Source organism: Lysinibacillus sp. BSL11 (assembly GCF_052928325.1).
The window spans coordinates 106,730-119,255 of sequence record NZ_JAVGCX010000010.1 but is presented as its reverse complement, the minus strand read 5'-3'; the positions used below and the strand labels follow the sequence as shown (position 1 = coordinate 119,255).

Annotated in this window: 10 protein-coding genes; 9 read left to right on the top strand and 1 reads right to left on the bottom strand. The window is 37.5% G+C overall.

What is annotated here, in order from left to right; all coding sequences use genetic code 11:
* Positions 1-150: 150 nt before the first annotated feature.
* The 9 genes from RCJ95_RS13700 (at position 151) to RCJ95_RS13660 (ending at position 10,167) form a co-directional block, all read left to right on the top strand.
* Positions 151-1,227: a M42 family metallopeptidase gene (locus RCJ95_RS13700; protein WP_221681023.1), complete on the top strand. Its 1,077-nt coding sequence runs from the start codon at positions 151-153 to the stop codon at positions 1,225-1,227.
* Between the two features lie 59 nt (positions 1,228-1,286).
* The gene (locus RCJ95_RS13695; protein ID WP_221681022.1) at positions 1,287-1,808 is read left to right on the top strand and encodes a DUF84 family protein; all 522 of its coding nucleotides are present in this window, start codon (positions 1,287-1,289) and stop codon (positions 1,806-1,808) included.
* Positions 1,809-1,902: 94 nt separating this feature from the next.
* Positions 1,903-2,421, top strand: coding sequence for a hypothetical protein (locus RCJ95_RS13690; protein WP_221681021.1), 519 nt, complete (start codon positions 1,903-1,905; stop codon positions 2,419-2,421).
* Positions 2,422-2,491: 70 nt separating this feature from the next.
* Positions 2,492-3,310 carry a DUF1444 domain-containing protein gene (locus tag RCJ95_RS13685; protein WP_312128162.1) on the top strand — a complete coding sequence of 273 codons (819 nt, stop codon included), beginning with the start codon at positions 2,492-2,494 and terminating at the stop codon, positions 3,308-3,310.
* A gap of 2 nt (positions 3,311-3,312) precedes the next feature.
* The gene (gene ytpR, locus RCJ95_RS13680) at positions 3,313-3,927 is read left to right on the top strand and encodes a YtpR family tRNA-binding protein (protein WP_312128164.1); all 615 of its coding nucleotides are present in this window, start codon (positions 3,313-3,315) and stop codon (positions 3,925-3,927) included.
* 262 nt (positions 3,928-4,189) lie between these two features.
* The gene (locus tag RCJ95_RS13675; protein WP_446722413.1) at positions 4,190-7,375 is read left to right on the top strand and encodes a DNA translocase FtsK; all 3,186 of its coding nucleotides are present in this window, start codon (positions 4,190-4,192) and stop codon (positions 7,373-7,375) included.
* Between the two features lie 229 nt (positions 7,376-7,604).
* On the top strand, positions 7,605-8,918 hold the full coding sequence (gene murC, locus RCJ95_RS13670) for a UDP-N-acetylmuramate--L-alanine ligase (protein ID WP_221681017.1): 1,314 nt from the start codon (positions 7,605-7,607) through the stop codon (positions 8,916-8,918).
* 109 nt (positions 8,919-9,027) lie between these two features.
* Positions 9,028-9,531 carry a DUF948 domain-containing protein gene (locus RCJ95_RS13665; protein ID WP_004226103.1) on the top strand — a complete coding sequence of 168 codons (504 nt, stop codon included), beginning with the start codon at positions 9,028-9,030 and terminating at the stop codon, positions 9,529-9,531.
* Between the two features lie 135 nt (positions 9,532-9,666).
* Positions 9,667-10,167 carry a YtxH domain-containing protein gene (locus tag RCJ95_RS13660; RefSeq protein ID WP_257520362.1) on the top strand — a complete coding sequence of 167 codons (501 nt, stop codon included), beginning with the start codon at positions 9,667-9,669 and terminating at the stop codon, positions 10,165-10,167.
* Between the two features lie 53 nt (positions 10,168-10,220).
* Here RCJ95_RS13660 and pilM read toward each other — a convergent pair whose 3' ends face one another.
* Complete coding sequence (gene pilM / locus RCJ95_RS13655; RefSeq protein WP_221681015.1) at positions 10,221-12,374, bottom strand: pilus assembly protein PilM; 2,154 nt, start codon at positions 12,372-12,374, stop codon at positions 10,221-10,223.
* Between the last annotated feature and the right edge of the window lie 152 nt (positions 12,375-12,526).

The window sequence follows — 12,526 nt, the reverse complement described above, 5'->3', positions numbered from 1 at the left end:
TTTTCTATACCTTTATTTTAGCATAGCCTATAGAGTGAATGCACGTTCACAATTAGCGGATTTAGGAAATGTATCAATATTTCGAATTCGGAAATAATTGTGTTACAATAGGCAAGGAAGAATATTCTACTTCGTGGGGAGAGAGTCATCATGAATGAGGACACATTACAATTATTTAAAACATTAACAGAATTACCAGGCGCTCCGGGTAATGAACACGCAGTACGTGCGTTCATGCGTTCTGAGTTAGAAAAGTACTCGGATGAAATCGTTCAAGATAATTTAGGGGGTATTTTTGGTGTTAAGCACAGCGATGTTACGGATGCACCGAAAATATTAGTTGCTGGTCATATGGATGAGGTTGCATTTATGGTTACTTCTATCACAGATAATGGAATGATCCGCTTTCAAACATTGGGCGGCTGGTGGAACCAGGTTATGCTTGCACAGCGTGTAGAAGTATATACGAAAAATGGGGCAATTCCTGGTGTAGTTTCATCCATCCCACCACATTTATTAACAGATGCAGAACGAGCGAAGCCAATGGATATAAAAAATATGCTTATCGATGTTGGTGCTGATAATAAAGAAGATGCTATGTCTATGGGTGTTCGTCCTGGACAATCCATCATACCAATTTGTCCATTCACACCAATGGCAAATCCGAAGAAAATTATGGCTAAAGCTTGGGATAACCGCTATGGCTGTGGTCTAGCGATTGAATTAATGAAAGAAGTACAGCACGAAAAATTAGGCTCACATTTATACTCAGGTGCAAATGTAATGGAGGAAGTTGGCTTGCGCGGTGCACAAGTATCAGCAAACATGATTAAACCAGATTTATTCTTTGCACTAGATGCTTCTCCTGCCAATGATATGTCAGGTGAAAAAAGTCAATTTGGACAGCTCGGCAAAGGTACTTTACTTCGTATTTTAGATCGTACAATGGTAACACATCGAGGTATGCGTGAATTTATTTTAGATACAGCCGAATCCAATCATATCCCTTATCAGTACTTTGTCTCCCAAGGTGGAACAGATGCTGGTCGAGTGCATACGGCAAACGATGGCGTTCCAAGTGCAGTTATTGGTGTATGCTCACGTTATATTCATACATCAGCGTCAATTATTCACATTGATGATTATGCAGCTGCCAAAGCATTAATTGTTGAATTAGTAAAAAAAGCAGATCGTTCGACATTGGAGACAATTCACGCTAATGTATAAGAAGTTAGGAAGATGCCTTTTAGAGGCATCTTTTTCTATGGAAAGAAAGTAGGGATTAAATGAAGATAGCAATTGGCACAACCAATAAAGCCAAAACAGACGCAGTTGAAGTAATTGTTCGCAAATACTTTGAGGATTCTCTCTTTACTCATGTCAAAGCTGCTTCTGAAGTATCAGATCAACCGATAAGTAATGAAGAAACTAGATTAGGAGCAATGAATCGTGCTAAAAACGCATTGATTTTAACGGATGCAGAATTATCATTTGGCTTAGAAGGTGGCGTAACTGAAATCGATGATGAAATGTACGTTTGTAACTGGGGTGCATTAACTGTATCAGACGGAACAATGTTTACAGCTGCCGGCGCACAAATTATTCTGCCAAAAGAAATTGCCCAGGAAATAAGAACTGGTGGAGAACTTGGGCCGATTATGGAGCAATATACAAAGCGTCGAGATATTCGACAGGGTGCAGGTGCTGTAGGTATTTTTACGCAAGGTTTAGTGAGTAGACAGATGATGTTTGAGCATATTGTCTCGCTTTTGGTTGGTCAATATTTGTTCACATTTTCACAAAAATAGTTAAAAAGAATTAGTGGTGAGAGGGTAGTTAGGTTGCATCTTATGAATAATTTTTTTAAAATAGAAAAAAGTTAGTAGTGAAAGGAAGAGAGACATGTTATTTTCATGGCTAAGAGCAATTGGCCTAATGCTTTTACTTCTTGTCCTTTCTGGCTGCAATCAATCTATTGATGATCAAATTGCTAATGGGCTCCAATTAACGGAGAAGGTTTTTGCTGAAGAGCCAGAAGAACATACAGTAGAAATTGGGGATATCAAATTATACTTACCTTCAAACTTTAAAATTGAAGACAGTTCAGATGCTTATAATATTGTGATTTCAAAAGGAAAAGAAAGCTACATTCTTTTTATCAATGATCGTGAAGCACAAGACAGTAAACTTTATTATAGTCTTTTAAAAGAAAATGATGCGGACAAAATTATCGAGGAATCGACTTTTGATAAGGATGGTCGTTTTGGCTTTACAGCGGTTCTAAAAACGGACGAAGAAAATGAAATGGAACTCATTGTAAGTAGTGGTGGTGTGAAGATGACAACCATTTCAAAGGCTAAACAAATTGAAAATAATTTGCGTGAGATGACGAAAATCGTTCATTCGGTTAAGATAAAGTAAATAGAAGGAATGAACAGAACGGTTCACAAACATGTGAGCCGTTTCATTTTGAAGTTAGGATGTGAAAAAGATGAAGCAAATGAAGTCTGAACAACTAGTCGAGCTATTAAAAAAGCATTTAACTGAAGAGAAATATGAATTTCATTTTGATAAAAAGTACGATAAATTACGCTTGAATCATAAGATGATTGAAAAAGGGATGGAGCTCTCCTTACCTGGGATTTTAGCAAAATATAATGAGAAGCAAGAGTCGGCGATTGAAGAAGTTATATATACAATTGAGCAAACCTTTAATGCGATGGTACAAGAAAAAGAACAGGGTTTCCAAACGACTACACAGATTTATCCCGTAATTCGTGCCACTTCTTATCCACAGAAATCGAAAGAAGGGCATGTCTTTATTACAACTGAGCATACAGCTGAAACGCGCGTTTTTTATGCACTAGATTTAGGTAAAACCTATCGCTTTATTGATGAATCCATGCTAGAAGCCTTACAATTAACTGTAGAACAAATTCGAGAAATGGCACGCTTTTCGGTGAAACAACTACCAACCGCCTATAAAAAAGATGAGGTAGCAGGTAATATTTTTTATTTTGTCAATGTGAATGATGGCTATGATGCTAGCCGTATTTTAAATGAGAGCTTTTTAAAAGAAATGCAGGCACAAGTGGAGGGCGATATGACATTATCTGTGCCTCATCAAGATGTATTAATTATAGGTGATATTCGTAATGAAACAGGGTATGATGTATTAGCACAGATGACAATGCATTTCTTTGCAGTCGGTACTGTACCGATTACGTCATTATCTTTTATTTATGAAGATGGGGAACTAGAACCAATCTTTATCTTAGCAAAAAACAGAGTGAAAAAGGAGCAAGAATAACAATGAACGTATTTTACAACAAAGAGCATGTAGGAGATGTCTTACTAGTTCAACTAGCAACGGAGGCCATTGTGAAAACAGAAGTAGAACGTGCTGGTGATATTGCTATTTTAAGAGAAGCTCAAACGGGAGAAATTAAAGCCTTCAATTTATTTAATGCGAGCAGTTACATCCAAACAGATGCTAAAGGCTTAGTAGAAGTGACACCAGAATTAGTAGCACAGCTAGCAGTGGCAATCGAAAAAAATGGAGCTAATATTAATCTTGATGTTGATTTTTCACCAAAATTTGTTGTTGGTTATGTAGAAACAAAGGACAAGCATCCTAATGCTGACAAATTGAGTATCTGTTCAGTCAATGTAGGAGATGAGATACTACAAATTGTATGTGGTGCCCCTAATGTAGAAGCAGGTCAGAAGGTAGTTGTTGCGAAAATTGGTGCCGTAATGCCTTCAGGAATGCTTATTAAAGAAGGGAATTTACGCGGTGTTGAGTCTTACGGCATGCTTTGTTCAGCGCGTGAATTAGCGATTCCTAATGCACCATCTGAAAAAGGAATTTTAGTATTACCAGAGGATGCTATAGTAGGTAGTGCTTTTGAATCATCAACTAAATAAAAATTTCCCTATTTAAAAAAGAAATTATTAAAATTTAAAGGTTTTATCATGATATTATTCCTTGTGTCAAGGTGAAATGCCCTAAATCGTTATGTTACTAATATGCTAGTAGCATAACGATTTTTTTGTTTAGAATGAGCCTCTAAATGCAAGTTTCAAGACCGTTTTTATGGTATGCTTTTTGATGTAGACATTGAGCTATTGATAAATTTAAAACTAGACAATGCTATAAATGAAGTGTAAGAGAAATGAGTGAAACGAAGTGAACTGGTTTAAAAAACAAATTAGTAAATTTATTAATAAAGAAGATGAAGACTATGAGTATGAAGAATATTATGAGGATTATGGAGAAGTTCAGTCGGAGCAATTACATACACAAAAAGAACCACCAATCTCTAAGCAAAAGACTTTCCGTTTTCCTTTGATTGACGATGATGAAGGTGAGGCTTCCTATACGTCCTCAAAAGAAATGTTTGATCAAATGGAAGATGATGAATATGGACAAATAGGGGATTTATCGTTACCAAAACATTTAAATCATCATATTGTCGATTCTAGTGTTTATGATGTAGAGGTTTCAGGAATTCGAGATTTACTAGCAAATCGCTCTAAACGTACAGGTAGAAAAACAACGATGAAAAGTCAGCCTTCAGAACAAGAATTTCGTTCAAGAGCAAGCTTAGTGTTTCGTGATGCACAAAATGAAACAGCTAATATAAGTCCTATGACTGCACCTGCACCAAAAGAAAAGAGTCAGCGAAAAGAACAAAAAGTTGAAAATATTATGCCTGAGAATCGCAAACGATTTGTTCCAACAGATGTGCCTTCACCTGTCTATGGTTTTGCAAAACCAAGTCCCATCAAAGAATTATTAGATAAAAGAAAAGAGGAATACGAGAAGCAAGAAACCGATGTACAGGCAGTTGAAAAGGTAACTGTTGCAAAGCCTTTAAAAGAAGCGACAACAAATGATGTCAATGAAAATATACTAGAAGAAAAAGAGCCGGCTAGCACAAACCAAACGGTTGTATCCGAACACCATGAGATTATTCAATCGAAAGAAATTTTGACAGTAAGTGAACCAATTATTTTTGAGGAAGAACTGTTGGTTGAAGAGAACGATGATAAGGAAAATTTGTCATCAAATGTAGCTGTGCCTCAAACGACTTCTTTTGCTATGGATTTTGAAGGGCAAGAGAAGGAAGCTGTTGTTCAAGATCAAACAGTTCAACAACTTTCAGCAGATCAATCCGAAATCCATGTCAAAGAAATGATTGTGGAACAAGTACAAATTGAAAATTCTACGATCCATATTGGAGAAGTTACTGTCGTTCAACCGTCAATGGATGACCAATCTCCTGATACTGCATCGAGGGAAGACAAAAGTCGAATTCCATTTAATGTACTCATGTTAAAAACAGATAAAGAAAAATGGAGAATCCAACAGCAATTAAAGATGGCTCATCAGCCTATACGTGTAGAGAGCAAGCCGGAAACAGAGAAAAACAAACTAGTGGATGTGATGCCAGAAAAATCATCGTCCTTAGACAGCATGACAACAAATGAAATGTCCGTTTCACCATCAAAAGATGACAACGATTTCCATATGACAGAGAATGTTCAATTGCAAGTAGATGGTCCAGTGCAACTTGATATAAAAGATGAAGTAGAAAGTGTCACTACAAAAAGCAATGCTGAAGAGCCTATTGCTGTAATTACAATGGCTCCTGTTACATCAATGTCAAGTATCTCAACAAATGAAAGAATAGAAATTGAAAAAACCACTGCTGATGAAATTTCTGCAACTATTGAGCCAAAGCTTGAGTTAGAACCAGAACTTGAACTAGCTTCAGAACGACTTGAACTAGCTTCAGAACGACTTGAACTAGCTTCAGAACGGGAACAAGTGTCAGAACCAGAACTAGCTATCGAACCTGAAGTCGTTTCAGAAATTGTAGAGTATGCTCCAGTAGAATCTGTTGAGAATCAAGTAGTAGAAGTAGAAGTAGAAGTTGAGTTACCAGCAAAGCCTGCTCACGTCTATCAAAAGCCTACGGATGAATACCTAGAGCCACCAGAGGAAAAAACACAAGATACGGATTGGATGGAGCAACAGGGCGACACATTAGTCGAAGCACTATCTTATTTCCAAGTTTCTGCACAAATTGAATCGATTATGCAAGGTCCTGCCGTTACTCAATTTGAAATAACGGTGAGCCATGGTACAAAGGTTAGTAAAATTCGAAACTTAGCAGATGATTTAAAACTTGCCTTAGCAGCAAAAGATATTCGTATTCAAGCACCAATTCCTGGGAAGAGTTCGATCGGTATTGAGATCCCAAATCGGGTATCACGAGCTGTTCGCTTATCTGAGGTAACAAATAGTCCCTCCTTTGTTGAGTCAGATTCACCATTAGAGGCAGCATTAGGACTTGATTTGACTGGAAAGCCTGTTACGTTAGATCTACGTAAAATGCCACATGGCTTAATCGCTGGTGCTACAGGTTCGGGTAAATCCGTTTGTATTAATTCTATTTTGGTTAGTTTATTATATAAAGCTGCACCACACGAGCTAAAACTCATGCTGATCGACCCTAAAATGGTAGAACTGGCGCCTTTTAACCATATTCCGCATTTAGTTAGTCCTGTCATTACAGATGTAAAGGCGGCAACGGCTGCACTTAAATGGGCAGTTGAGGAAATGGAGCGTCGCTATCAACTATTTGCTCATGCAGGTGCACGTGATATTACACGTTTTAACGCCATAGCAGATAAAAATAATGAACATAGCCTGAAGTTGCCTTACATTTTAATTGTCATTGATGAGCTAGCTGATTTAATGATGATGTCTCCAGCAGATGTAGAGGAGGCCATTTGCCGTATTGCTCAAAAGGCACGTGCATGTGGTATCCATTTAATTGTTGCAACACAAAGACCTTCAGTGGATGTTATTACAGGGTTAATCAAATCAAATATCCCTACACGTATTGCCTTTGCCGTTTCCTCTCAAATTGATTCTCGTACCATTTTAGATGGGCAGGGAGCAGAAAGGTTACTTGGTCGAGGGGATATGCTATATTTAGGTAATGGTATGTCAGCGCCAGTGCGTTTACAGGGAACTTTTGTAACAGATGATGAAATTGAATCGATTATTGAGCATGTTCGTGAACAGGGTGAGCCTGATTATATTTTCGATCAAGAGGAATTATTAAAGAAAACAGAGGTGTCGGCAGAACAGGACGATTTATTTGAAGATGTTTGCCGATTTGTCTATGAGCAAGGTGGCGCTTCTACCTCATTGATTCAACGAAAGTATCATATAGGCTATAATCGTGCTGCTCGTTTAATTGACATGTTAGAATCACATGGTTTTGTTTCGGAAGCAAGAGGAAGTAAGCCACGTGAAAGTTACATTACCGAAGAAGATTTAATTACTATGTTTGAATAAGAATTGCATTGTTTTCGTCTAGATTATCTAATTTACGTCGAATTTAGTTTTTTTAGAAAAGTTACACATCTATCCTTATGCATAAAAAGTGCTATAATAGACAAGATGTGTTGAATAGTACGTATTTTTTAACACTTGTGAAGGTATTAATACCTAACCATTCGTGAAATAATACGATACACCTAATAGATGATAGATGGGATATTGAAATTCCCGGGGGGTTTAATTAATGACAGTTTTTCATTTCACAGGCATTAAAGGTTCTGGCATGAGTTCGCTTGCTCAAATCTTATTTGATGCTGGTGAACAAGTACAGGGCTCAGATGTCGATAAATATTTCTTCACGGAGCAGCCGTTACGTGAACGTAATATTCCAATTTTTACATTTAATGCAGATAATATTAAAGAAGGTATGACAGTGATCGCAGGTAATGCATTTTCTGATGATCACCCTGAATTAGTACGTGCTCGAGAAATAGGTGTAGAAGTCATTCGTTACCATAAATTTTTAGGTGAATATATTGGCAACTATACATCCATTGCCATCACAGGTGCACATGGTAAAACGTCTACGACTGGTTTAATGGCACATGTAGTAGGTGGCTATAAACCGACATCTTATTTAATTGGTGATGGTACTGGGGCAGGTCATGAAAATGCTGATTTCTTTGTGATGGAGGCGTGTGAATACCGCCGTCACTTTTTAGCCTATAATCCTGATTATGCTGTGATGACGAACATCGATTTTGATCATCCAGACTACTTCGCTAATATAGAGGACGTATATTCTGCATTTCAATCATTAGCATTACAAGTGAAAAAAGCAATTATCGCATGTGGTGATGATGAACAGCTTCAACGTATTCAAGCAAAAGTACCAGTTGTGTATTATGGATTTGGTGCCGAAAATGATTTTGAAGCACGTAATGTTGAAAAAACAACTGAGGGTACAAAATTTGATGTTTTTGTACGTAATGAATTTTATAGCACTTTCTTTATCCCATTATTTGGAGATCATGCTGTTTTAAATACATTGGCGGTTATTACGCTATGTGAATATGAAGGCATTTCTCCAGATATTATTCAGGAGCGTTTACACACGTATAAAGGTGTAAAAAGACGTTTTACTGAGACCAATATAGGGGATAATGTTTTAATAGATGACTATGCACACCATCCAACGGAAATTCGTGCGACAATTCAATCAGCACGACAAAAATATCCTGAGCGTGAGCTAGTTGCGATTTTCCAACCACATACATTTACACGTACACAAGCTTTTTTACAAGATTTTGCGGATAGTTTGAGCCTTGCTGATACAGCCTATTTATGTGATATATTTGGCTCTGCGAGAGAAACGCAAGGCGCACTTTCTATTCATGATTTAGCGTCACTTATTGAAGGCAGTGCAGTGATTACCACTGAAGGAATTGATATATTAACAAAACATAATGGCGCAGTATTCTTATTTATGGGCGCTGGTGATGTTCACAAGTTCCAAGATGCTTTTGAAGACGTGCTTAAAAACAATGAAACAGCTTAGTCCGTAGGGGTTAAGCTGTTTTTTCTCAAATTTAAGCAGGAATTCCGTTTTTTTTGTCGAAGATAGGGAAAGTAATAGTAAAGACAATTTACTAGCAGGAGGTCAACTTATGGAAGTGATTTTGTATATTGCAGCCATTATTGCTGCAATCGGTTTTTTAATCTTATGTGTGAGCGTGGGCATGACACTATTCTCGCTTAAATCCATCCTAAACAGCTTAGCTGGGACATTATCTGGGATTGAAGGCCAAATGGAAGGCATTACACGCGAAACAACGTCTTTATTATCAAAAACAAATAGCTTAGCAGAGGATATTCAACATAAATCTGAACAATTAAATTCAGTTGTTCAAGCTGTTAAAGGTATTGGTGACTCCGTTAATGGTTTAAATAATTCTGTTCAGCAGATCACTTCTTCTGTTTCTAAAAGCGTAGAACAAAATGAAGAAAAAATTGCACAAGTTGTACAATGGAGTAACGTTGCGATGGGGATTGCGGATAAATGGAAAAAACGCAAAATCATCGAGCAGGAATCGGTATCACCAGATGCCTATGCATTTGAAACTGTGCAAGTAGAAGAAACACCAAAAAGAAAATGGGGTCGTAAAAAATGATAATTATTCAGTGAGTATTCTATGCTGGCTGAATAAAAATAAAGTCTTAGACATATAAGTTGAAGATGCATCTGTGAAAGTAGATGGACAACCAGTCTAGACAAATTTGATAATTAGATGGGGAGGAATTGTTGCATGACAACTCAAAAGCCAAATTTTAACGAAGTAAAGGAACAGCAGCTTGAAAGTTCTTTGCCTCAGCTTTATCATCCACAAGACTCGATTTATGAAGAGGAGCGTGTTAACATGAAGGATTTTGTGATTGGCGCATTAGTTGGTGGAATCGTAGGGGCTGCTGCAGGTCTACTGTTAGCTCCAAAATCAGGAAAAGATTTACGCAGTGATGTGGCTGTACAAGCTGTTCAGCTAAAAGATAAGAGTGCAGACTTCTCGACAACTGCAAAAGATAAAACAGTTCAACTTTCTAAACAAATTCAAGAGCAATCTACACAATTAGTAGAGAAAGTAAAAACACTAAAAACCGCAAAAGCACCAACTGTTTTTGATGATGGTACGGTTTCCTTTGAAGGGGAAGAACCATTAGAGGATTACATTCCAAGTGAGGAACCAAAAGCCGAAGAAACGACAGAAAACGCAGATCAAAAAGAAGAAACAAATGAAGAAGTTCGTGCATAATGCATAATATAAAGGGATACGTTACAAGATAAAGTTGTAACGTATCCCTTTTTTTAAATGATAGGTGTAGATTCTAATATTATTTCTAATTGATCACCACCAAATATCTCTGTATCAAAGCTCGCTGTCTGGCCATTTCTTAAAATTGTAAAATTCCCCTTAAAGTTGCTTGGTAGCTGCCAATTAGAGAATCGGAAAACATCTTGATAAATCCAACGACTGCGATCCTTTTCTTTAAATATTAAAGTCGCTCCATTGTGTACAGTGGACTGTGGTGATACAACCATTTTATTAACAATTGCTTCATTTGCAGTCTTCTTTAGTTCCAAAACTTCCTGTTGGAAATGAATAATGATTTTATCCTCTAGCAAAAGATTCATTTGGTCTGCGATGTGTTGTACTGTTGGTAGAGATGGTTGTTGGAAGCTTATCACATCTCCATTTTGTACAGCATAGCTCAATTTTGCTACTTTTCCATTAATCATTAGCTGAGGGGAAAATTCTGGTAAATATAAAGGTTGTCCATCCACTTGAATCGTATAGGACTCAAATTGTTTTAACAAATGCCAATTATTAGTGATTTTAAAGACATCCTCAATTGTTTCGGCAATATCAAAAACGACGATATCACGATCATTTAAAACGGTATCGAGTGATGCAGAAGAGTTATTGACAGTAATTTTCGGCTCAATCACATATTGGGTGTTTTGAATTGTCACTGTCTTTATTGCTGCATCATCTATAAGATCTCTTACTGTAGCCGTCGCCTGTTGCCCATCTTGGCCTTCTATTAACTGAATGGCATCTCCAGTTTTAATCAGGCTTTTTGTAGATGCCTGTTGCCCGTTTACCAATATTTCAGCAGGCTGACCATGTCCGCCTGGTATAAAAATGTCCTGTCCGTTGACACTGATAGATAGCCCATGTCCTGGTTTTCCATATAATTGCTTTGCGCGAATATTTGCAGCTAGAAAGGCATCAGCCACAGTCATTTCTTTTAGTTCAAAAAGACGTACCACTTGATTATTGACTGTTAAACTCATATATTGAATCGGCATCTTTTTAGCAGCAATGGCAATACCAATAGGTGTGACTAATTCAGGTGAGGCTTTTATATGTTCTTCTTTTGTTAAGTTTTGAATAGCATCAATGCCTCGAACAGCAATACGATTAGCTGGTAAATTTAGAACTTGACCTAGTTCTGTAGTAAGGTTGGGTGTTAAACTACCTCCACCAACCAGCATAACGGCTTTGGGTGCTACTCGGTTATTGAGTCGTAAAATTTCTTCTCCGATAGACTTCGCCAACTGTTTCACTGCAGGCTCAATAGCTAAAAAAACCTCTTCTTTGGGATAGAACTGATCAAAGCCTAAAATATCTTGAATCAATATCTCTTCAGAGGTTTGTAGCTGACGTTTAGCCTCTTCAGCTACAGGGAAGTCTAGCAAATAGTGGTCGCTTAAAGCTTCTGTTATTTCATCGCCAGCTGTAGGGACCATGCCATAAGCTACAACTGTACTTTTATCCGTAATGGCAATATCTGATGTCCCTGCCCCTATATCAACAAGTGCCACATTTAAGCGACGCATCGTTGGAGGAATCAGCACATTAATGGCAGCAATCGGTTCTAACGTCAATGCTTCCATCTCTAAATCAGCTCGTTTAAGAGCAGCAATCAATGATTCCACCACCACCCGAGGTAGAAATGTTGCTATCACTTCGATTTGGGCTTCATCCCCTTGTTGATCCAACAGGCTTCCAATCTCCTCGCCATCCAAGCGATAATACAGGACTGAGTAACCTACACAATAATAGTGGCTAATTTTTGCATCCTCTTTTTGTTGCAAGAGTTGCTGCTGTGCTTGTTGAACAGCCTGAAGTTCCAAGCGACTAATATCTTCTTCAGTAAAAATGGGTCGATTACGTATATTGATGGTCACACTAGCTTGTTCAGTTTTCAAAGATCGACCTGCTGCAGCGACACTTACCTTTGTGAGAGGTCCATGTTTCTCTTCAAGTTCACGTTTTATTTCATTAATTAATTCTGCCACATACATGACATTATGTATTTGTCCATCTACCATGGCACGTTCTTTATGCTCTTTTACTAAAATATCTTCCACATGAAAATGGTCATTTTCTTCTTGGAGAATAATCCCGACCACAGAGCGAGTGCCAATATCAAGTGCGAATAGTTTAGAACTCAATGTAATCGCTTCCTTTCGCGTCATACTTGAAAATAATTTAGCGAGTTGAAGCGCTAAATTAAAAATGCGTGACATTCTGAACAACATTGATTATAATAATGCTATTATCTAAAAATGTAACATACATTTCAGAGTTCTGAAAGTGTCTGTCA